This is a genomic window from Vibrio anguillarum (assembly GCF_001989995.2).
Classification (GTDB): Bacteria; Pseudomonadota; Gammaproteobacteria; order Enterobacterales; family Vibrionaceae; genus Vibrio; species Vibrio anguillarum.
Genome location: NZ_JAHGUP010000054.1, coordinates 90,406 through 113,534 on the forward strand (window position 1 = coordinate 90,406; position 23,129 = coordinate 113,534).

Below are 23,129 nucleotides of genomic sequence, written 5' to 3' on the forward strand. Positions count from 1 at the left end.
ATGCCAATAATAAAAATGACAATGTAAGAATTCATTAATTAAAAGTCGTGGTGCTGTTTGGTAAATCGAGACCCGATATGGCGTAAAAATACGCGAATAAATTGCAGGCGTATGTAACAAGCCTCATCTACACTTTGTGAGCAGTCAAATGAAAATTAAATCTATTGCATATTGGAAACTCGAAAGTGTAAACGTTAACACTTGGTGTTTTGAGAGGTATGATCTCTTTCGTGGTGGATCGCACTTTTAAAAAGAGAAATAGGTCTCGATGTTACATTGCGTTACGTATGATTACTTAGTTTTGCAATAGTTATCAAACTATTCACAAGAAACTGCATGAAAATGCGATTTCAAAACTGAAATTTTAACTGGTTCACATTAATTGTTTTCTTTACTACTATCCTTTGAAAGGTAAACGTTTTCACTGCTGTTTCTCAGAGTTAACGTTTCTCCCCCTACACAACGTAATAACAACACTAACAAATAGGACTTGTTCAATGAGAAAGTTAACTACTTTAGCCATGCTTGCGGCTGGTATGAGTTTCGGCACTCAAGTCATGGCTGACACAACGATCGGTGTGACCGTTTATAAGTACGATGATAACTTTATGTCAGTTGTTCGCCAAGCGATTGAAAAACAGGCAAATAATGACGGCAACACCAAGGTTTTGATGAATGACTCACAAAACAGCCAATCAATGCAAAATGACCAAGTGGATGTCATGTTGGCTCGTGGTGTGAAAGCACTGGCGATCAACCTTGTCGACCCTGCAGCTGCACCAAGTATTATTCAAAAAGCGAAAATGGATGATGTTCCTATCGTTTTTTACAACAAAGAACCGAGTGCTAAAGCGCTCGCTTCATATGACAAAGCCTATTATGTGGGTACAGATTCAAAAGAGTCGGGCATCATCCAAGGCGATCTCATTGCGCAACACTGGAAAGCCAATCCTGCTTGGGATAAAAACGGTGACGGTGTACTGCAATATGTAATGCTGAAAGGCGAACCAGGTCACCCAGATGCGGAAGCTCGTACTTCTTATTCTGTGAAAACCATTAACGAAAATGGCATCAAAACAGAAGAGCTACACATGGATACTGGTATGTGGGATACCGCCATGGCAAAAGATAAAATGGATGCTTGGTTATCTGGCCCCAACGGCAGCAAAATCGAAGTCGTGATTGCCAATAATGATGGTATGGCGATGGGTGCGATTGAAGCGTTACGTGGTGCGGGTGCGAAAGTACCAGTATTCGGTGTTGATGCGTTAGCAGAAGCATTAGCATTAGTTAAATCTGGCGACATGGCAGGCACTGTGCTTAATGATGCAGATTCACAAGCGAAAGCGACATTTGAACTTGCACGTAATTTAGCCAACGGTAAAGCTGCAACCGAAGGCACTCAGTGGGAAATGGCCAATAAGATTGTTCGTGTTCCTTATGTTGGTGTGGATAAATCGACACTCGAGTAACCTAAAGTTCAAGGGGGAAGTCATTCCCCCTTTACTCCCTAACTTATAGGGTGTTTATACAATCAATAATAAATAATTGCTGATTAAATTTTATTTAATATTGAATGGTATTAATCAAAGAATAAATAAGTGATGCCATGGTAAATCAAGAGCATGAATTTCTGTTAGAAATGACAGGGGTGAGTAAAGAGTTTCCCGGGGTTAAGGCATTAGATAAAGTTAATTTGAAAGTTCGACCACACTCTATTCATGCGTTAATGGGAGAGAATGGTGCAGGTAAGTCGACGCTATTAAAATGCCTTTTTGGAATTTATGAAAAAAACGAAGGTGATATTATATTTTTAGGCGAACATGTGAATTTTCAATCGTCTAAGCAAGCTTTGGAAGCGGGTGTTTCCATGGTCCACCAAGAGCTTAACCAAGTATTACAATGTTCTGTAATGGATAATATTTGGCTAGGGCGTTACCCAAAGAAAGGACTCTTTGTCGATCACGATAAAATGTATCGCGATACCAAAGAGATCTTTGATGAACTCGATATTGATATAGACCCGAAAATTAAAGTGGCTAAATTATCGGTATCACAAAGGCAGATGGTCGAAATAGCGAAAGCGTTTTCTTACAACGCGCGCATTGTGATCATGGATGAACCCACGTCCTCTTTGACTGAAAAAGAGGTATCGCATCTTTTTACTATCATTAACAAGTTGAAAGAAAAAGGCTGTGGCGTGGTGTACATCTCTCACAAAATGGAAGAAATATTTACTATTTGTGATGAGATAACCATCTTGCGTGATGGGCAATGGGTTGATACGAGGCCGTTGAAAGGGCTCGATATGGACAAAATCATTTCGATGATGGTTGGCCGTGAATTAACACAGCGCTTTCCCACAAAGACCAATGTGCCAAAAGAAATTATCCTCGAAATCAAAAATTTAACAGCACTGAACCAACCCTCTATTCAGGATATTTCGTTTGATCTCAGAGAAGGTGAAATCTTAGGTGTGGCTGGGCTCGTCGGTTCAAGACGCACTGATATTGTGGAAACCATTTTTGGGGTTCGTGAGCGTAGTAACGGCCACATTATCTTACATGGCCGAGAGATGAAAAACCGTGATGCACATGAAGCGATCAATAGTGGTTTTGCGTTGGTGACAGAAGAACGTCGTTCAACCGGCATTTACAGTAATTTAGATATTACCTTTAACTCTTTGGTTGCCAATGTGGATGAATACAAAACCAAATTAGGTTTACTGAGTAATAAAAAAATGAGGAGTGATACACAGTGGGTAATCGACTCCATGAGTGTAAAAACACCTTCTCATGAAACATCAATCGGTTCTTTGTCTGGTGGTAATCAGCAGAAAGTCATTATTGGCCGTTGGTTGTTAACTCAGCCAGAAATATTAATGCTTGATGAGCCGACTCGGGGTATTGATGTCGGAGCAAAGTTTGAAATTTATCAATTGATATTGGAATTAGCGAAAAAGAATAAAGGGATTATTATTATCTCTTCCGAAATGCCAGAGTTGTTAGGCATTACCGATAGAATATTGGTGATGAGTAATGGCCGAGCTGCGGGAATCGTTAATACTAAAGACACTTCACAGAATGAAATATTAGAGCTGGCCTCTCGTTACCTCTAGGGAAATTATTATGGATTCAGTTAAAACATTTGCAATGAAGCACCTAAAGGAAGGTGCGATCTATGCGGTTCTATTTATTCTTCTGGCAATTATTATTATTCAGGAGCCATCATTTTTAAGTTTACGCAACTTTAGTAATATATTAACGCAATCTTCAGTGCGCGTTATTATTGCATTGGGTGTGGCGGGGCTGATTGTAACGCAAGGAACCGACCTTTCTGCTGGACGTCAAGTGGGTTTAGCCGCTGTAATTTCGGCAACACTTTTACAATCAATTGATAACGTCAACAAAGTATTCCCCAGCATTGGTGACGTGCCGATTGTGGCTGTGATTCTTTGTGTGTGCGCGATCGGCGCGATCATCGGCTTAGTGAACGGTGTGATTGTTGCTTATTTAAAAGTAACGCCGTTTATCGCCACATTAGGCACCATGATCATCGTCTACGGGATTAACTCTCTCTACTACGATTCGGTGGGTGCATCTCCAATTGCAGGTTTTGATGAGCGTTTCTCTTCATTCACTCAAGGTTTTATTCGATTTGGAGATTTTAGGTTTTCGTACATAACCTTCTACGCCATTATCGCGATTATCTTTACATGGATTTTGTGGAATAAGACCGTTTTTGGTAAGAACATTTTCGCGGTCGGTGGTAACCCAGAAGCCGCAAAAGTTTCTGGTGTTAATGTGCCATTGACGCTACTGAAAGTGTATGCTTTATCGGGTGTGTTCTATGCGTTTGGCGGTATGTTGGAAGCTGGCCGTATCGGCAGTGCGACCAATAATCTTGGCTTCTTGTACGAGTTGGATGCGATTGCAGCCTGTGTTGTGGGTGGCGTGTCATTTGCTGGCGGTGTCGGAAGCATTGCGGGTGTGGTCACGGGTGTGCTTATCTTCACTGTGATCAACTATGGTATGACCTACATTGGCGTGAGCCCTTACTGGCAGTACATCATTAAAGGCGGCATTATTATTTTCGCTGTCGCGTTGGACTCAATGAAGTACGCGAATAAGAAATAGCCGCCTAAGAGCAAAAATACAATTTTCGACATTTAATCGCCGAAAATTGTCGAAATAAAATAAACAAAGAGCGCCTTTATCGGCGCTCTTTTGCTATTGCCCAGTAGGAAGCGTACGTTTTTCAAAATAGCGCACAATCTCCTCGATCAATATTTTGATACGTGACGGTTGGTGATCACGATTAGGATAGAGCAGATGCAAGTCCGATCCTGTGGCCAAATCGTGTGAACTAAAACTTTGCCGATAATCTTCCAAGAGAAGAACGAGTTTCCCAGCATTGAGGTCGGGTTGAATATCGAGTTGTGATTTGAGTGCAATACCTGCGCCTTCGAGTGCCCACTGGCGAATCACTTCGCCATCATTAGACAAACGTGATGGTTTGATCAGAATATCTTGAACGGCATCTCCTTTAAGAAAAGACCAACGCGTTAATGATTCACTTTTGCGTAGCATACCCAAGCAAGCATGCTGTTTGAGATCCTCTGGGTGCGTCGGTTGACCATGACACGCTAAATATGCGGGTGAGGCACAAAGAACGCGGCGACTTGTTGCTAATTTTCTGGAAACCAATTGACTATCTTTGAGTGTGCCGTAACGCAATACCAAATCAAGTTTTGTTTCATATATCCCTAACACACTGTCACTAAAGGTAATCTGAGGCACAATTTTAGGATGTCTTGCTAAGAGGGAGTCGAGCAGTGGCAGCAAATGTTGTCGCCCGAGATCTTTGGGTGCTGAAATTTTTATATTGCCTTCCAAGTGTGTTTTCTCGGCAAATAGCGAAGACTCGACTTCAGTGATGTTGGCTAAGGTTTGTAAACATAATGGATAGAAACGTTCGCCGGCTTCCGTCAATGCAATTTTACGTGTGGTTCTTTGCAGCAATTTCACGCCATAGTGGCGTTCAAGCTCTTGCAGTTTTAGTGTGACTGAAGCGGCGGACATATTGATGGCTTTTGCGGCGGCCGCCAACCCTTGTTGCTCAACAATGGCAACAAAGACCTCCATGTTCAATAATTTGTTCATTAAGATTCTATATCGCAGTTATTGTTAAGTAATCCTAAATACTCTTTTTAATTATAGCTAGATTATTTAGTGATTCTTTTGTTATAGCCTATGGATAACAACCCAATACAGAGCGATTGAATGATGAGTAGCTTATTTTCCCCGATACAAATCGGTCCACTTTCTTTGAATAACCGGCTGGTAATGGCCCCGATGACGCGTGCTCGGACAAGTCAACCGGGTAATGTTCCCAACGACATCATGGCGCAATATTATGCTCAGCGAGCGAGTGCTGGTCTGATTATTACTGAAGCAACACAAATATCAGACGATAGCCAAGGATACTCATTTACTCCTGGCATATACACGCCAGAACAAATTGTGGGTTGGCAGCAGGTCACTCAAGCCGTGCATGACCGCGGAGGAAAAATAATGAATCAGCTATGGCATGTAGGGCGAGTATCGCATCCTGTTTTTCAACAAGGTCAAAAGCCGATGGCTCCTTCAGCTATTGCTCCAGTCGATACCAAAGTCTGGATTGCACAGCCTGGGAGTGCCGGTGAGATGATGGAATGCGTTGAACCAAGAGCAATGACATTGCAAGAGATTAACCAAGTGGTACGCGATTTTGCTAATGCTGCACACAATGCGATTGCGGCTGGCTTTGATGGCGTCGAAATTCATGGTGGTAATGGCTATTTGATCGATCAGTTTTTGCGAACCAATTCGAATCATCGCACTGATCAATATGGTGGCAGTAGAGAAAACCGCTTACGTTTTCTTATGGAAGTTGTGAGTGCAATCATTGATAAGGTTGGTGCTGACAAAGTTGGAGTTCGCTTGGCGCCTTACATCACATTTAAAGATATGAACTGCCCAGATATCGTCCCAACGATTTTACAAGCGGCGGAGCAATTACAGAAACTCGGTATTGCGTATCTGCATTTGTCAGAAGCTGATTGGGATGATGCTCCACAAATCCCTGAAGATTTTCGCCAACATTTACGTGAGCTGTTCACCAATACCATTATTGTTGCAGGCCGATATGACGTTGAGCGAGCAAACCAAATCTTGGAAAATGGCTACGCCGACTTAGTCGCATTTGGGCGTCCCTTTATTGCGAATCCAGACTTAGTCGAGCGTTTGAAAATGAACCGTACATTATCGGCATTTGATCCAAGTTGCTTATTTGGTGGAGGTACTAAGGGATATACAGATTATCCAAACCATTCCTAAATCGACATAGCCAGCAGTCGTTTGTTTTATGATTCTGCTGGCTTTTTTACAACTGGTTGGCCGTTATAAAACAATGAGCCATTAACGCGCACCAAAATGATACGCTAAAAGTAATAAGGCCACAGAATAAACATCCATGTGAATGCTGAAAATATCAACGCGATCAGTACGGCAGCTGAACCGATGTCTTTGGCGCGGCCACTGAGTTCGTGCCATTCGCTACCGACGCGGTCAACCACGGCTTCCACAGCGGAATTCATCAACTCCACAATCACAACTAAGACTAAGCAACCAATCATCATGATTTGCTCAATTTTAGTGACAGGCAAAAAGAAAGTAATGGTAATCAACAAAATTGAAGTGACAGTTTCTTGTCGAATAGCGGCTTCGTTTAGCCACGCGGCTTTCAGCCCTTGTATTGAATAACCTGTGGCATAAAACAGACGCTTTATACCCGTACGACCTGGTTTCATAAAATGAACAACCTAATAATGAATAACTATGACAATGGGCATGAGTGAATTACGTGTAGACGTAAAATAGCCTTCGCCCCGCACCCTCATGTTAAAAAAGAGAATCAATGACGTCAGTTCACTGATTCTCTTAAGTGGCCCGATATTAAACGCCCACCACGGGTAGTACAAGAGTAAAGCAAGCGCCTCCGAACACACTTTTAGCCACCGATACTTGGCCGTTGTGGCGTAAAACGATCTGTTTGACGATGGCCAAGCCTAACCCGAAGCCTGATTGTCGCTCTCCACGTGAGAGATCCGCGCTGTAAAAAGCATCAAAAATGAATGGCCAGTGCTGCGGGTCAATCCCTTCTCCATCATCATGGATATCAATTTGCACTGCTTGACCTGCGTTGATCACGGAGGTTTCAACGGCTATTTTGCTTTTGGCGTATTTCTGAGCATTACCCAATAAATTATCCAGAGCTCTTTTGAGAAGGTATGGATCGACTTGTAAAGTGGCGACTTGTGCTAATGGCAGCAACTGGATCTCGACTACGCTGTTGCTACGCCATTTACCTAGTATCGGTTCGAGCCAGTAATTGAGCTGAATTGTCTGCATATTGAGTTCGTTTTCTGGCCTTTCAACTTTCGCGTAGTAAAGAAGTTCATCGACCATCGTTTCCATCTCTTCGGTATCTTCGATGATACTGGCGACTTTCACCGCTTGTTTTGGTGTCAGAGATTCATCGGCCAACATTTCTGCTTGCCATTGGATCCGAAAGATAGGGGTGCGTAACTCATGAGCCACGGCATTACTCAGCGCTTTATTGCTGAGCACCAAGGCGGAAATTTTGCTTGCCATGTAGTTAAAGCTTTTGTTTAAAGAGCCGACTTTATCGCCGCTTTTGATGGAGGCGCGAGCGGTCAGATCACCAGCGGCAAAGGCTAAGGTCACTTTTTCCAATTCACGCACTCGCCGACTGATGAACCAGATCAGCAACACACAGTACAGCGCAAAGCCGACGACAAGCAGCAAAAGTGAGAGATTATCTGCGAAGAAAATGGCTTGCCTCAGTGGTGATTCTTCATCGGGTTTAAAGCTGTAAATTGGTGAGGTGGACGTCAGGCGCAGCCATAAAAAACGGTCATTATCGTAGTAGGTGTAGGCATTGGGGGTGGTAAAGAAAAACGCTCGCACATCTGAGGGTAAGGTCTTTTCAGTATGCGTCTCTATCAGTTGTCGTGTTTTATCGGCATATTCTTTTAGTACATTTAAGGTGCTGTCTTCACCTTCATGCTGATAAATACGAGTGACCAAGTCATGAAATGCTTCAGCTTGATAATCTTCAAGTACATAATCGTAGTCAGTACCAAGCTGGTAAACGACCAGTTCAATGGTAATGAGTGTCGCTAAAAAAAAGAGCAATAAACCAACAAAAGATTCAACGTAGATACGACGCATACAGGTTTCTTCTAAAATACGTGGTCATTACCACGTGTCTGGTACAAAAAGGTATCCTTTCCCTCGGACCGTAATAATGCGTTTCGGTGTGGAAGAATCATCACCGAGTTTTTTACGCAAAATGACAATCTTGTTATCGACGGTTCTATCAAGCCCATCGTATTCAATCCCGCGTAACGCTTTGGTTAATACATCCCGTGATAGGACTTGATCTGGTGTTGATGCCAGTAGCCACAGCAAGTCGAATTCGCTGTCGGTCATCGCTACGGCCTCACCATTCATTTCACACAGATGTCGAGATTGATTGAGAGACAAGGCCCCAAATTCAAGCACGTTTTTCGCGGTTTGAATTGGCTCGTTGTCGACTCTGCGCAGTAGCATACGCATTCTTGCAAGCAAGACGCGTGGTTTAATCGGCTTTGTCACAAAATCATCGGCACCAATTTCCAGTGCTGCAACGTGATCAAAATCGTCATCACTGGCGGTCAGCATCAATATCTTACCGTTGTACATAGGACGGATCTGTCTACAAATTGTCAGCCCATCTTCACCGGGTAGCATTAAATCCAGTAACACGATATCTGGTTGTTGCTCTAAAATGACCGCGCTCGCTTTGGCACCTTCAGCAAGGGCAATGACGCTAATATCTTGACTTTCAAAGTATTCTGTTAACATTTCTCTGAGTTTTAGATCATCTTCAACGATGATTAAAGAGTGTCTATCCGTCATGGAGACTCCTAGATAGGTACGATGAACGACATGACAATCGCTGACATTGAAAAAATTTGAAGTGCATAGTAAAGCAAAGACCCAGCATTTTCGCTAGGTCTTTGTATGGTTGGATGAGTATCTATTGATACAATCTCTTGTTATTCAACTGCTTTGGTCGGTGAAGAGCGAAGTTTGTTCGCCAGCATCACCACAAGTGGGCTAGTCAACATTACGACTGCAAGCACGGTAAACACGAAAGTGATCGGACGTTCCCACAAGAAGCTTAACTCCCCATCGCTGATCATCAACGCGCGGCGAAGGTTCTCTTCCATTAATCCACCCAAAATAAAGCCAAGCAGCAGTGGTGCCAGTGGGAAGTTGGCTAACCGTAGAGCAATCGCTCCCATCGCGACAAGCAGCATCACGTAAACATCCATTGTGTTAAACGAAACCAAATAAACACCGGTGATTGAGAAGAACAAAATCATCGGCAGCAATACGGTTCTTGGTACCGCCAATAGCCTTGAAATATAAGGAATAAGCGGTAAGTTAAGGATGATCAGTACAATATTACCGAGATACATTGAGATGATAACAGACCAAAAGACATCAGGATGATCAACAAATAAACGAGGGCCAGGTTGAATGCCGTAAGAGAGCAGGGCTCCAAGCATGATCGCTGTGGTGCCAGAGCCGGGAATGCCGAGTGTCAACAGCGGAACAAAAGATCCGCTAGAGGCGGCGTTATTGGCAGACTCTGGTGCAACAAGCCCACGCAAAGACCCTTTACCGAACTCTTCTTTTTTATCTTTGGGCGCTAAGCTGCGCTCCATACCATAACTCAAAAATGCGGCGATGGTTGCGCCAGCGCCGGGCAACACGCCAGTGAAAAAACCTAAAATGGAAGCACGAATTGAAACGGGAGCCGCTTCTTTAAATTCTGCCTTGGTGATTTTCATACTGCCCAAGTTGCTGATTTTATTCTGTTCATCTGTACGCGTGTCGTTTTCTGGTTTTAAAATACCCATTAATGTCTCGCCTAAAGCGAATGTCGCCATCGCCAGCAAGAGGAAGCTAAAACCGTCCATTAAATCAGTTAAGCCAAAGGTAAAACGTTCCACACCTACGCCTTTATCAATACCAACGGTAGAGAGCATCAAGCCAAGAACAACCATCATCCATGCTTTAAGGACTTGCCCTTTTCCAGCAAAGGCGGCGACCGCCGATAGACCGAGTAGCATCAACGCAAAATAGTCAGAGGATTGAAAACTCAGTGACACGCTGGCCAGTGCAGGCGCTGCGACCAAGAGCATAATCGCTGACAAGGTTCCGCCGGTAAAAGAGGCGTAAGCGGCGATGGCTAACGCTTTACCAGCTTGGCCTTTTTGCGCCATGGGGTAGCCATCAAACGCGGTGACCACGGTTGCCGAGCATCCGGGAGCATTAATCAAAATGGAGGAAGTGGAGCCGCCAAAAATAGCGCCGTAATAAACGCCGGCCATTAAAATCAAACCTGAAGATGGTTCAAGGCCATAGGTGATCGGGATCATCAACGCGATGGCCGAAATCGGGCCAAGCCCGGGCAACATGCCGATAAAAGTACCAACGAAACAGCCCACAATCACCATGAAGATGTTCATTGGCATCATGGCGGTAGAAAGCCCTTGTAAAATTCCATCTAACATAATCAGTTCCTACCAGAGTGTGAAAATAACGCCGGGCTCAAGGTAGATGTCCAAACCTTGAGTAAGCAGCAGATAAAACGCGATGACAAAGGGAAAAGAAGCACCAAATAACACTGATTTGCGTCTTTCACCCAAAATATAAAAGCCAGCGAGTAGAAATAAACTGGTGGCCAGTACGAAGCCTAAATAGGTTAGACCAAGTCCGTACAGCGCCATCAACACTAAAAAACCAATCAACAATTTCCAGTTGAAGTGCAATACCGCGCCGCTTTGTTTATCGGGCTGCCCTAACACCAGCATCAACAAAGAGAGGCCAATTCCAGCGTAAGTCAGCAGAGTCGGCAAGGTTTGGGCGTTAAACGGTTCATATTCATCACCGGGAAACATCGGTATTTGAGTCGTTTGATAGCCGTAGCAAAGGCTAAGAACAAGGAAGATCAACGCGCCAACGCGATCGCGGCACAGTAAATATTCTTTGCTGAAAAATTTGGTTGGCAGATCCGACATATCCAACTCCATGGTAAAAATAGGGGAGAAAAGAGCCGTGTAGCAGCGAGTTAATGAATTGATTAACTAAGGGCAAAGGGATAGGTGTATGGAGGTTTTCCTATTCATATTTGCCTGATAAACAAAGGAGTATTGAGCATAACTGCACACGGCAAAAGTGTTGCTAGCGGGGACAAGGCAAGGAACTGTCCCCTTAGCGACCTTACTTCAGGAAACCGAGCTCACGCATCAGATCACCCATCTCTTTCTCTTGGGCTTCTAAGAAGGCGTAAAACTCTTTATCCGCTTGATAGTTATCGATCCAACCATTACGGTCGCGGACGATTTTCCATTCATCGGTGGTGTACATTTTCGCTAATGCTGCGTTCCACTGATCAATCTTCTCTTGGCTGATCCCAGGGGCTGCGAAGAAGCCGCGCCAGTTAGCAAAGACTGTTGGGTTGCCATAGTCAGTTAATGTTGGAATATTCGGGGCAGATTCCAAACGTTTAGGGGCGGTGATCGCCAAAATTTTCACTTGGCCAGACTTGGACATTTCAAGCACTTCACCTAAGCCTGTTGAAAGCAGTTGTGTTTCACCAGAAAGTAGTGCCGCCATGGCTTTGCCACCCGCGTCATAGGCGATGTAGCGAACTTCTTTTGGATCCAACCCTTGCCCTTTGAAAGCGGCTGCGGCGACTAAGTGATCCATACTGCCACGAGCAGAACCGCCAGCGACTTTCACTTTACGCGGGTTGTCTTTGAAATCGGCAACCGCATCTTCCCACGTTTTGTATTTTGAATCGCCCGCAGCAACGATAGCGCCATAATCAGAAACGGTGGCGGCAATCGGTGTTAAATCGCGGAAGGATTGTGGAAAAACACCGGATAAAGAACGAACAACAATCGGTGTAGAGTTGACCATCAAGGTATCTTCTTGGCGGTCTGCGGTTTCAATTAGGTGTGCAATCGCTTTACCACCACCACCACCGGATAAGTTTTGGTAAGACACATTGCCGACAATGTCGGTTTTCATCAGTACATCACCTGTACCACGAGCCGTCATGTCCCAACCACCACCCGCGCCACCGGGTACTAAAATGTGAAGTTTCTCAATATCAGCGGCGAAGCTGCTAATAGAAAAGGTTGCAGCCAGAATGGATGCAGTGAGGGTTGGTTTGAACTGCTTAAACATATTCACGTTCCTTATGTAGGGCGCATCTTCATCTTTACCTTGGAGCGTTTGTGACTGAATGCTACAGGCGGAGATAGGGTGCTTATCGTTGTTATCATGACTGCATCAATGATCTAATGCAGATACGTTAAGTTAATAACCTGTTACAGGTTTGTCTCTAATGCGTAGATAAAAACAATATAGGGCATAAAAACGTTTTTGTTCATAAAGTTCACGGCGTTATTTTGCTGCGTTGTGTAACGAGTCTTCGCTAGCGTCTTGTCTCACTATCTACTAGCAGTAATCGGGTGTTATTCATTGCAAATTGCGCAGCTGAGGCGTCATTACCTTGTTGAAGTAAGGTCGTGATACTGGGCAGCAGTAAGAAAAAGATCAAAGGTTCGGGATATTGGGCTTGCCATTGATGGCGCTCATCTAACACATGCCCTTCGAAGTAGACGGTGAGTACCACACTGTCCGATGAAAAGTGCGAACCATGGAACCGCCCTAAAGTATGCGTCGAGCCCCATATTGAACTCAGTGGTCGCTCCGATGTGCTTTTAAGATAGAGATCAACCGCTACACTTTGCGATTGAGAACCTTGCGGTTGAGAATGTCGATGAACCGTTAAGCGCTCACCCGAATACTTGCCTTGCTGGAAAGGCAAATAACCTAAGTTGTTCGGTGTTACACGGCCATCGTTTGCACACATTTGAACCGAATCGGGCATTTGCTGGCTGCTGTACAATTCACAAGCAAATTGAGCAACAAGTTGCTGTGCTGCGCTTTGAAATAAGCGAGCATCAAATGAGTGTTCTTGCGCAAGGTGTAAATTTAATTCAGGAAAAACAATAGGTAACTGGCTTGTTAGCGCGTTGAGGTCATTGATCGTAACCGATTGATTCTGCTCTATTGCCGTGCGAATAATATTTGGGTTGTCTGCTAATGAAAGATCATCTTCAGAATAGATCGCCTCACTCAGTAGTGGGTAGCTGCGCGGATTTTTCGGTTTACTGTTGTAGGCAATGCATCCAGATAAGAGCAACGAGCAGGCGAGAGCGTAACCAAAAGGAGAGTGCGTGATTCTCTTGTAAAGATTCATAAGTGACGGCCGGTCATCGGTAATGGGTTGCACTGCTTATTCTATCTGCGAAATCGACACTTTTCTCTTTTCAAGCTCACAGAGTTTTATCTTCTTCTGGTTCAAATTTAATCATTAAGTTTCTTATACATTAGTCTAATGTGTCGACAATTTTATTGATTATCGATGGTTTTATGGTCTATTTTAACAATAAGTTTTAATGATTGTTAACACATATGAGTGTGTGAGTGCTTTGCGTCTCAGCATGAATCCAACCTGTGAGCGATAACAAGATGAATAGTGCACTAACACTAAACAGTACTGATACAAAATCACACGCTGTTGAACGAGAAAAAGAGAACACCAAATCGGAAAACCTTACGGAGTATCTGATTGAGGCGATTGTTGAGGGGCGTATAGCACCGGGCAGCAAGATTTCAGAACCCGAACTCGCCAAACGTTTTCAAGTCAGCCGTGGGCCACTGCGTGAAGCGATAATGCGTGTGGAAGGCTTGGGGTTGATCGAACGTGTTTCACATGTGGGCGCGCGAGTTATTGAGTTGTCACCCGGTAAGTTGGTGGAGCTTTATGCAGTACGCGAAGCGTTAGAGGGTATGGCGGCAAGGTTAGCGGCGCGCAACATTTCGCCCTCTGAATTACAAGGGCTAGAGGCATTATTGTCGACACATTCGAATCATATTGAGCAAGTCGAAGGGGCTTCCTATTTTCATCAACACGGTGATTTTGACTTTCATTACCGCATCATCAAAGCCAGCCGTAATCATAAATTAGTGACTTTATTGTGTGATGAGCTCTATCACTTACTGCGCATGTATCGTTATCAATCGCCACGCTCACATTCACGCCCGAAGGAGGCGTTGGATGAGCACAAATACATTCTACAAGCGATCAAAAACGGCGATGAAGAACTGGCTGAGATGTTGATGCGACGCCATATTTCGGGCAGTCGAATCTTGATTGAACAGCAGATAGTAAAAGAGTAAGCCACAGGGCGGTGGGCAGAAAATAATCATGCCTGCAATGAAGCAAACCAAGAACCACGCATAGAGCGGCCTTGAATAAGGGCGATAACCAAGCGACTGATTAGGAGAATCTCATGAGCTTAAGTCAGGGGGCGAAATTTAGACTCGCTGTTCAACAAAATGATCCACTGCAGATTGTCGGCACGATCAATCCCTATTGCGCAATGATGGCCAAACGTTTAGGCCACCAAGCCATTTATCTGTCGGGTGGTGGCATCGCTAACGCTTCGTATGGTTTGCCCGATTTAGGTATCACCACATTAAATGATGTGCTGGTGGATGTTGAGCGCATCACCAATGCGTGTGATTTGCCTTTGTTGGTGGATATTGATACCGGTTTTGGCGGCGCATTTAGCATTGCTCGCACTATCAAAGCGATGGAGAAAGCGGGCGCTGCTGCCGTGCATATGGAAGATCAAGTTGCGCAGAAACGCTGCGGGCATCGCCCTAATAAAGCGATCGTCAGCCAGCAAGAGATGGTTGACCGCGTAAAAGCCGCGGTAGATGCACGAGTGAACCCAGAGTTTGTGATCATGGCGCGTACCGATGCGTTAGCGGTGGAAGGAATTGATAGCGCCATTGAACGTGCCATTGCTTGCGTGCAGGCCGGAGCCGATATGATTTTCCCCGAAGCGATGACCACTCTTGAGCAGTACGATCGTTTCTCCACCGCGCTAAGCGCAGCTTGTGGTAAATCAGTGCCGATTTTAGCCAACATTACTGAGTTTGGTCAGACGCCGCTCTACCCATGTGCAGAACTTGCTCAAGTGAAAGTGGATATGGTGCTTTACCCATTGAGTGCGTTTCGTGCGATGAATAAAGCGGCTGAGAATGTCTATCGCCATTTATTAGAGCAGGGCAACCAACAAGCTTTGCTCGATAGCATGCAAACCCGTAGCGAGCTGTATGACTATCTCAATTACCACGATTACGAAGATAAGCTCGACGAGCTTTTTTCATCAAAGGAATAATAAAAACAAAGGAAAAGGAGTTCAACATGTCAAACGCACCACTGGGCGGCGCAGGTCTGCGCGGTCAAAGCGCGGGAGTCACCGCTTTATGTACTGTCGGAAAAACTGGGACGGGTCTAACTTATCGAGGTTATGACATCACCGATCTTGCCAACCATGCACAGTTTGAAGAGGTCGCTCATCTGTTATTGATTGGCCATTTACCTAATCAAAGTGAACTTGACCAGTACAAAACCCGCTTAATGGGATTACGAGGTTTACCGCAGCCGTTAAAAGCCGCGCTAGAGCTGCTGCCAGCCAGTACACATCCAATGGACGTAATGCGCACTGGCTGTTCAGTTTTAGGCAACCTTGAAACTGAGCACAGTTTTGCTGAGCAGTTGAGTGCGACCGAACGGATGTTGGCACTTTTCCCCGCTATTATCTGTTATTGGTATCGTTTCAGCCACCAAGGCATCCGGATTGAGACTGAAGATCAAAGCGAAGCATGCATTGGTGGCTACTTCTTAAAAATGCTGACAGGAAAAGCACCGAGCGAGCTGCATAAGCAGGTGATGCATTGCTCATTGATTCTGTACGCAGAGCATGAGTTTAATGCATCAACGTTTTCCGCGCGCGTTTGTGCTTCTACGCTGTCAGATATTCACTCTTGCGTAACCGGGGCGATTGGCACACTGCGTGGCCCGTTGCATGGTGGAGCCAATGAAGCGGCGATGGCGATGATCGAACGCTGGCAAACACCGGACGAAGCTGAGGCCAATATTCTGCAAATGTTGGCTAATAAAGACAAAATTATGGGCTTTGGTCATGCTATTTATCGTGAAAGTGACCCGCGTAACGCATTGATCAAACGTTGGTCAAAAGCGTTATCTGAAGCGGTGGGTGATACGCATTTGTACGCGGTATCAGAACGTGTTGAAGCGGTGATGAAACGTGAGAAAGGCCTATTTTGTAATGCGGATTTCTTCCACGCTTCGGCCTACCATTTTATGGGTATTCCTACGCCATTATTTACCCCTATTTTTGTGATGAGTCGATTAACCGGCTGGGCCGCTCATGTGTTTGAGCAGCGCGCTAATAACCGAATTATTCGCCCAAGTGCCGATTATGACGGTCCTGAACATCAAGAGTGGATACCAATAGAGCAGCGTTAATGGGATGAAATCAAGCCATGCTCCTTTGGTGTATGGTTTGATGGCAGGTAAAACCTAGCTCGCTAGACGATGTTTTGAATAGACAATGTTTCGAATAGACAGTTTTATGGGTGGAATTGATGAGTCATCAAACGATCAACAGCCAATACAAAAAAGTATTACCAGCGACCGCGCTGGAGTATTTTGATGCACGACAAGCGGTCAATGATATCCAAGCCGGAGCGTATGATCGGCTGCCTTATACCTCACGAATACTGGCGGAAAACTTAGTCCGCCGCTGTGAGCCGCACACATTGGTTGATTCGCTGAAACAGCTGATTGAGCGTAAGCGCGATCTCGACTTCCCGTGGTATCCGGCGCGTGTGGTGTGCCACGACATTTTAGGACAAACCGCTTTAGTGGACTTGGCGGGGTTAAGAGACGCGATCGCTCAGCAAGGCGGTGATCCATCCAAAGTAAACCCTGTGGTGGAAACGCAACTGATTGTCGATCACTCACTCGCGGTTGAACATGCTGGCTTCGAAGCTGACGCGTTTGAAAAAAACCGTGCGATTGAAGATCGCCGCAATGAAGATCGCTTTCACTTCATCGAATGGTGCAAAACCGCCTTTGAAAATGTCAGCGTTATTCCGGCGGGTAATGGCATCATGCACCAGATTAACTTAGAAAAAATGTCGCCCGTCATCCAAGTGAAAAACGGCTTAGCATTTCCAGATACTTGTGTCGGTACTGACAGCCATACTCCTCATGTCGATTCATTAGGCGTGCTGGCGATTGGCGTCGGTGGGTTAGAAGCCGAAACAGTGATGTTAGGTCGGCCTTCGATGATGCGTCTGCCCGATATTGTCGGCGTTAAACTAACCGGTCAACGCCAAGCGGGGATCACCGCGACCGACATTGTGCTTGCCATTACGGAGTTCTTGCGAAATCAGCGCGTGGTGTCTTGTTATCTGGAGTTTTTCGGAGAAGGCGCTCGCGCATTGACGATTGGCGATCGCGCAACGCTTTCCAATATGACACCTGAATATGGTGCAACCGCAGGCATGTTCTATATTGATGAGCAAACCATCAACTATCTCAAACTCACGGGTCGAGACGCACAGCAAGTAGCCTTGGTTGAACAGTACGCTAAGCAAACCGGCTTATGGGCCGATGATTTGATTGAAGCGCAATACGAACGGGTGCTGGAGTTTGATCTCTCAAGTGTACAGCGTAATTTAGCCGGGCCTTCGAATCCTCATCGCCGTTTGCCGACAAGCGAACTGACCGAGCGCGGTATTGCGGGGGCGTGGCAAACCAAAGAAGGCGAATTACCTGATGGCGCAGTGATCATCGCCGCCATTACTTCGTGCACCAATACCAGTAATCCGCGCAATGTCGTGGCCGCCGCGTTGCTGGCGAAAAAGGCCAATCAATTGGGTTTGGTTCGCAAACCTTGGGTCAAAACCTCTTTTGCACCGGGCTCAAAAGTAGCCAAACTTTATTTAGAGGAAGCCGGTCTGCTGCCTGAGCTAGAACAGCTCGGTTTTGGCATCGTCGCTTATGCATGCATTACCTGTAATGGCATGAGTGGCGCGCTTGATCCTAGGATTGAGCAGCAAATCATTGAACGCGATCTCTATACGACGGCTGTGCTATCAGGTAACCGAAACTTTGATGGCCGCATCCATCCCTATGCGAAGCAGGCTTTTCTTGCCTCTCCGCCATTGGTGGTGGCGTATGCACTTGCGGGTACGATTCGTTTTGATATTGAAAAAGACGCGTTGGGAATAGATTCGCAAGGCAAGCCGATTTACCTCAATGACTTATGGCCAACCGATGAAGAGATCGATGATGTGGTGGCGCGCCATGTTAAGCCCGAACAGTTCAAACAAATCTACATTCAGATGTTTAAATTAGATGAGCACATGGCCAAACAAAAGCCACTTTATGATTGGCGCCCCATGAGCACTTATATCCGTCGTCCGCCTTATTGGGAAGGTGCGTTAGCGGGTGAACGTCGGTTGTCAGCCATGCGACCTTTGGCTATTTTAGGTGACAACATCACTACGGATCATTTATCGCCATCGAACGCAATTTTAGCGACCAGTGCCGCTGGGGAATATTTGCTCAAAATGGGCGTTCCGGAGCAAGATTTTAACTCCTATGCCACGCATCGTGGTGACCATCTGACCGCGCAACGCGCCACTTTTGCTAACCCCAAACTGTTCAATGAGATGGTGCAAGAGGAGGGTAAAGTAAAGCAAGGTTCGTTAGCGCGTATTGAACCTGAAGGCTTGGTTACCCGCATGTGGGAAGTGATAGAGACTTATATGGATCGTAAGCAGCCATTGATCATTATTGCTGGGGCCGATTATGGGCAAGGTTCGTCACGTGATTGGGCGGCGAAAGGTGTACGTTTGGCGGGAGTTGAAGCCATTGTTGCCGAGGGGTTTGAACGGATCCATCGCACGAATTTAGTCGGGATGGGTGTTCTGCCACTGCAATTTAAAACGGGAACAGACCGCCACACACTGCAACTCGATGGTACTGAGCTTTATGATGTGGTGGGAGATATTAAGCCAGGCGTCGACTTAAGCTTGGTGATCACTCGTACGCAAGGCGCAAATAAGGGCGAACAGCAGAAGGTTACGGTGACTTGTCGTTTAGACACGGCTGATGAAGTCAGTGTGTATCAGGCTGGTGGCGTATTGCAGCGTTTTGCGCAAGATTTTCTGGCTCAATGACGCTAAGGATAAAGGAGTATCAGGTGAGTAACTCATTAAAAATTCCGGCGATGTATATGCGCGGCGGCACCAGTAAGGGCGTGTTTTTTCGGCTTGAAGATTTACCCAAAGAGGCTCAGCAAGCGGGAGAGGCGCGAGATCAACTGCTGTTGCGTGTCATTGGTAGCCCCGATCCTTATGGCAAACAAATTGATGGCATGGGCGGCGCAAGTTCTAGCACCAGCAAAGCCGTGATTCTCTCCAAAAGTGAGCAAGCCGATCACGATGTGGATTACTTATTCGGCCAAGTTTCGATAGACAAAGCGTTTGTAGACTGGAGCGGCAACTGCGGTAACCTTTCTGCGGCGGTAGGGCCATTTGCGATTTACAGCGGTTTTATCGACCCAGAACGGATCCCTAATAACGGTGTAGTGACGGTTCGCGTTTGGCAAGCCAACATTGGCAAAACCATTCTTATTCATGTGCCAATTGAGCAGGGTGAAGTGCAAGAGTATGGCGATTTCGAACTTGATGGGGTGACTTTTCCCGCCGCCGAAATTGCGGTTGATTTTCTCGATCCTGCCGATGATAGCGGTGTGATGTTCCCAACCGGAAATGTGCTCGACCAACTGCAAATCCCCGGCATGGGAACCTTGAATGCAACGCTCATTAATGCGGGCATTCCGGCGATTTTTATCGATGCACACGACATCGGTTATCAAGGTACTGAACTGCAAGAGGCGATCAACAATGATGATCATGCCTTGGCGATGTTTGAATCGATTCGCGCTTATGGCGCTGTGAAAATGGGTTTGATTGAGCATATTGAACAAGCCCAACTGCGCCAACATACGCCTAAAGTAGCGTTTGTAGCAAAAGCGCAATCCTATTTGTCATCCAGTGGTAAAGCGGTATCGGCGAACGATGTCGATATTGTGGTGCGCGCACTGTCTATGGGAAAACTGCATCATGCGATGATGGGAACGGCCGCGGTGGCCATCGCTTCAGCGGCCAGTGTCCCTGGAACGTTAGTGAATATGTTGGCGGGCGGTGGAGCAAAAGAATCGGTCACTTTTGGTCATCCATCCGGTACGCTGAAAGTGGGCGCTAAAGCCGTTTTACGAGAGGGTCATTGGGGAATAGAGAAAGCCAGTATGAGCCGCAGCGCGCGGGTGTTAATGGAAGGTTGGGTGCGAGTCCATCGTTAAGCCTCAAATCATGTTAAGGGAAATGTTATGTCGGCATATTTAAAGGAATATCAATGGGCTCAATCTGAACCTGAATCATTTTGGCAGGCTCAAGCTCGGCAGATTGAGTGGTTTGAGTTTCCCCAAACTATCTTACAAAAAGATGAGCATGGCATTGAACGCTGGTTTACCGATGGTGTACTCAATACCTGTTGGTTGGCGCTAGATTTCCATTGTGAACAGGGGCGAGGTGAGCAAACCGCGCTGATTTATGATTCCCCAGTGACCGGAAGAAAGCGTCAATATAGCTATACACAATTACGAGATCAGGTAGCGAAAGTAGCGGGAATGCTGGCAATGCAAGGTGTTGCTAAAGGCGATCGGGTGATCATTTATATGCCAATGATCCCGGAAGCAGTGATGGCGATGCTCGCTTGTGCACGGCTTGGCGCGATTCACTCTGTCGTTTTTGGCGGTTTTGCACCCAATGAATTAGCGGTGCGTATTGAAGATGCTGAACCGAAAGTGATCATGACGGCATCTTGCGGTATCGAAATCAATAAGATTTTACCCTACAAACCCTTAGTTGACCGTGCCATTTTAGACAGCAAATGGAAGCCGGAAAAAGTGGTGGTGTTACAACGCTCGGAGCATGTGGCTGACTTAAATAATGAGCGAGATCTAGAGTGGAATCGAGCCGTTAAAGAAGCGCCGCCACATGATTGTGTGCCGGTTTTGGCGACCGATCCGCTTTATATTCTTTACACATCAGGTACGACAGGCAAACCCAAAGGGGTGGTGCGCGACAACGGTGGTCATGCAGTCGCGATGAAGTACTCCATGTCAGCCATCTACAATATGCCTCAACAAGGTGTTTTTTGGGCTGCGTCCGATGTAGGGTGGGTGGTCGGTCACTCTTACATTGTTTATGCGCCGTTGATTCACGGTTGCACCACTATTTTGTATGAAGGTAAACCGGTGCGCACACCCGATCCGGCTGCATTTTGGCGAGTGTGCCAAGAGTATAAGGTGGACGTACTTTTTTCTGCGCCTACCGCCTTTCGCGCCATCAAAAAAGAAGATCCCAATGGCGATCTACTCAAACATTATGATTTATCCACTTTAACCACTATTTTTATGGCCGGAGAGCGTCTTGACCCGCCGACACTTGAATGGGTAGAACAGCACACTCAAAAGCCAGTAGTTGACCATTGGTGGCAAACCGAAACCGGTTGGGCGATTGCTGGAAATCCGATAGGGCTTGAATCGATGCCAATTAAAGCGGGGTCAGCAACGAAACCGATTCCCGGCTATCAGGTTGAGATTCTCAATGAGCTAGGTCAAGTGATGCCCGCCAATCAACAAGGGTTTGTGGCGTTGAAACGCCCCTTACCACCAAGTTGTTTAGCGACGGTATGGCGTGATCACGAACGATTTGAGTCCGGTTACCTTGCTCAATTTGACGGTTACTATGTTTCTGGTGATGGTGGTTATTTGGATGAAGAGGGTTATCTCTTCATCATGGGGCGAATTGATGATGTTATTAACGTTGCTGGCCATCGTTTATCTACGGGGGAGATGGAAGAAATCGTCGGTGCTCATCCTGCGGTTGCCGAATGTGCTGTAGTTGGAGTGTATGACGAGCTTAAAGGGCAGTTGCCGCTAGGGTTGGTGGTGCTTAAAGATGGCGTTAAGGTGGATGAGCGCGACTTGGAACAAGAACTTGTTAACAAAGTGCGCAGTGAAATTGGTGCGGTAGCGTGCTTTAAGCATGCGTTAATTGTTGATCGTTTACCCAAAACGCGCTCTGGTAAAATTCTGCGTCGAGTCATTCGAAAAATTGCCGATGGCGAAGAGTATGCTGTCCCTTCAACAATTGATGACCCAATGAGCTTGAGTGAGTTAGAAAAAGCGCTCCATCACTAGCGGCTACCCTATAGTTGACGATTAATCGAGGCGCCTCAGATGAATGAGGCGTTTTTATTGCCAATTTGCAATCCGCATTTTATTTGTTTCTCTTAGTTCATCTGTCTTAGTTCTAAGACGAGATTAGCGCTCAATCGACCCAAAACGCTACGCATGAAGATATATTTTTTAATCACTATCTTATAGAATCACGGCCAAAGCTTTATTCATTCAGAGCGCGAAATATGTCGTTAGTTATCATAACTCCTGCTTGTGATCGTGATTTACCGCAACTGAATCAGTTGATGTATGACCTTCATCATGAGCATCACCTTGCTTGCCCTGAGCATTTCAAAACAGCAGAAGAGATTGAACAAGAAAAAAGTATTGCTCGTTATTTAGATGATCCGGAATGTTTGGTTTACGTTGCCAAAATAGACAGTCAAATTGTGGGATTTATATCGGGTCACTTTTGCGAGTTAATTTCAAGCGTGAGCAAAGCGGTACCAATGGGCAGTATTGATGAGCTTTACGTTGAGCCACAATATCGTCAGCAGCATATCGCACAGCAGCTGTTTCAAAAAATGGAACAGACATTAAAAGAGTACGGTATTACCCAAGTATTTGTCGAAGTGTGGGATTTTAACCAAGGAGCGCAATCTTTTTATCAACGTTCTGGTTTTTCATCGCATATACATTGGTTAAGAAAGTCAATCGATAGCAAGTAATTCGA

Annotated in this window: 19 protein-coding genes; 11 read left to right on the forward strand and 8 right to left on the reverse strand. The window is 45.7% G+C overall.

What is annotated here, in order from left to right:
• Positions 1–497 precede the first annotated feature (497 nt).
• The 3 genes from mglB (at position 498) to mglC (ending at position 4,136) form a co-directional block, all read left to right on the forward strand.
• A complete protein-coding gene (gene mglB / locus PL85_RS13580; protein WP_026027227.1) occupies positions 498–1,472 on the forward strand; it encodes a galactose/glucose ABC transporter substrate-binding protein MglB in 975 nt (324 codons plus the stop codon).
• Between the two features lie 137 nt (positions 1,473–1,609).
• A complete protein-coding gene (gene mglA, locus PL85_RS13585) occupies positions 1,610–3,118 on the forward strand; it encodes a galactose/methyl galactoside ABC transporter ATP-binding protein MglA (RefSeq protein ID WP_088728825.1) in 1,509 nt (502 codons plus the stop codon).
• A 10-nt stretch (positions 3,119–3,128) separates the two neighbouring features.
• Positions 3,129–4,136: a galactose/methyl galactoside ABC transporter permease MglC gene (gene mglC, locus PL85_RS13590; protein ID WP_013856962.1), complete on the forward strand. Its 1,008-nt coding sequence runs from the start codon at positions 3,129–3,131 to the stop codon at positions 4,134–4,136.
• Between the two features lie 93 nt (positions 4,137–4,229).
• Here mglC and PL85_RS13595 read toward each other — a convergent pair whose 3' ends face one another.
• Positions 4,230–5,162 carry a LysR family transcriptional regulator gene (locus tag PL85_RS13595; protein WP_115339744.1) on the reverse strand — a complete coding sequence of 311 codons (933 nt, stop codon included), beginning with the start codon at positions 5,160–5,162 and terminating at the stop codon, positions 4,230–4,232.
• 123 nt (positions 5,163–5,285) lie between these two features.
• On the opposite strand from PL85_RS13595, the gene PL85_RS13600 reads away from it, so the two are divergent.
• Positions 5,286–6,377: an alkene reductase gene (locus PL85_RS13600; RefSeq protein WP_208895732.1), complete on the forward strand. Its 1,092-nt coding sequence runs from the start codon at positions 5,286–5,288 to the stop codon at positions 6,375–6,377.
• Between the two features lie 104 nt (positions 6,378–6,481).
• Here PL85_RS13600 and PL85_RS13605 read toward each other — a convergent pair whose 3' ends face one another.
• From PL85_RS13605 to PL85_RS13635, 7 genes are all read right to left on the reverse strand, one after another.
• Positions 6,482–6,850 (reverse strand): diacylglycerol kinase, encoded by a 369-nt coding sequence (locus PL85_RS13605; RefSeq protein ID WP_017046154.1) that lies wholly within the window; start codon positions 6,848–6,850, stop codon positions 6,482–6,484.
• A 145-nt stretch (positions 6,851–6,995) separates the two neighbouring features.
• Positions 6,996–8,294, reverse strand: coding sequence for an ATP-binding protein (locus PL85_RS13610; protein WP_115339746.1), 1,299 nt, complete (start codon positions 8,292–8,294; stop codon positions 6,996–6,998).
• 27 nt (positions 8,295–8,321) lie between these two features.
• Entirely contained in the window at positions 8,322–9,023 is a 702-nt protein-coding gene (locus PL85_RS13615; protein ID WP_115339747.1) for a response regulator, read from the reverse strand.
• A 140-nt stretch (positions 9,024–9,163) separates the two neighbouring features.
• Entirely contained in the window at positions 9,164–10,690 is a 1,527-nt protein-coding gene (locus PL85_RS13620) for a tripartite tricarboxylate transporter permease (protein ID WP_064625119.1), read from the reverse strand.
• A gap of 9 nt (positions 10,691–10,699) precedes the next feature.
• Positions 10,700–11,197 (reverse strand): tripartite tricarboxylate transporter TctB family protein, encoded by a 498-nt coding sequence (locus tag PL85_RS13625; protein WP_174223831.1) that lies wholly within the window; start codon positions 11,195–11,197, stop codon positions 10,700–10,702.
• Positions 11,198–11,399: 202 nt separating this feature from the next.
• A complete protein-coding gene (locus PL85_RS13630; RefSeq protein ID WP_017047673.1) occupies positions 11,400–12,371 on the reverse strand; it encodes a tripartite tricarboxylate transporter substrate binding protein in 972 nt (323 codons plus the stop codon).
• A 250-nt stretch (positions 12,372–12,621) separates the two neighbouring features.
• A complete protein-coding gene (locus tag PL85_RS13635; RefSeq protein ID WP_115339913.1) occupies positions 12,622–13,452 on the reverse strand; it encodes a hypothetical protein in 831 nt (276 codons plus the stop codon).
• Positions 13,453–13,724: 272 nt separating this feature from the next.
• On the opposite strand from PL85_RS13635, the gene PL85_RS13640 reads away from it, so the two are divergent.
• The 7 genes from PL85_RS13640 to PL85_RS13670 all read left to right on the forward strand — a co-directional run bounded on the left by PL85_RS13640 (position 13,725) and on the right by PL85_RS13670 (position 23,124).
• The gene (locus PL85_RS13640; RefSeq protein ID WP_026028009.1) at positions 13,725–14,435 is read left to right on the forward strand and encodes a GntR family transcriptional regulator; all 711 of its coding nucleotides are present in this window, start codon (positions 13,725–13,727) and stop codon (positions 14,433–14,435) included.
• A 113-nt stretch (positions 14,436–14,548) separates the two neighbouring features.
• A complete protein-coding gene (gene prpB, locus PL85_RS13645) occupies positions 14,549–15,445 on the forward strand; it encodes a methylisocitrate lyase (protein WP_017046149.1) in 897 nt (298 codons plus the stop codon).
• Positions 15,446–15,471: 26 nt separating this feature from the next.
• The gene (gene prpC / locus PL85_RS13650) at positions 15,472–16,599 is read left to right on the forward strand and encodes a bifunctional 2-methylcitrate synthase/citrate synthase (protein ID WP_115339749.1); all 1,128 of its coding nucleotides are present in this window, start codon (positions 15,472–15,474) and stop codon (positions 16,597–16,599) included.
• A 119-nt stretch (positions 16,600–16,718) separates the two neighbouring features.
• Positions 16,719–19,325: a Fe/S-dependent 2-methylisocitrate dehydratase AcnD gene (gene acnD / locus PL85_RS13655; RefSeq protein WP_115339750.1), complete on the forward strand. Its 2,607-nt coding sequence runs from the start codon at positions 16,719–16,721 to the stop codon at positions 19,323–19,325.
• Positions 19,322–20,512, forward strand: a complete 1,191-nt coding sequence (gene prpF, locus PL85_RS13660; RefSeq protein ID WP_115339751.1) for a 2-methylaconitate cis-trans isomerase PrpF — start codon at positions 19,322–19,324, stop codon at positions 20,510–20,512. Before acnD ends, prpF begins: the two co-directional genes overlap by 4 nt.
• A gap of 27 nt (positions 20,513–20,539) precedes the next feature.
• Positions 20,540–22,417, forward strand: a complete 1,878-nt coding sequence (locus PL85_RS13665) for a propionyl-CoA synthetase (protein WP_115339752.1) — start codon at positions 20,540–20,542, stop codon at positions 22,415–22,417.
• Between the two features lie 224 nt (positions 22,418–22,641).
• Positions 22,642–23,124: a GNAT family N-acetyltransferase gene (locus PL85_RS13670; RefSeq protein WP_017046144.1), complete on the forward strand. Its 483-nt coding sequence runs from the start codon at positions 22,642–22,644 to the stop codon at positions 23,122–23,124.
• Positions 23,125–23,129: the final 5 nt, after the last annotated feature.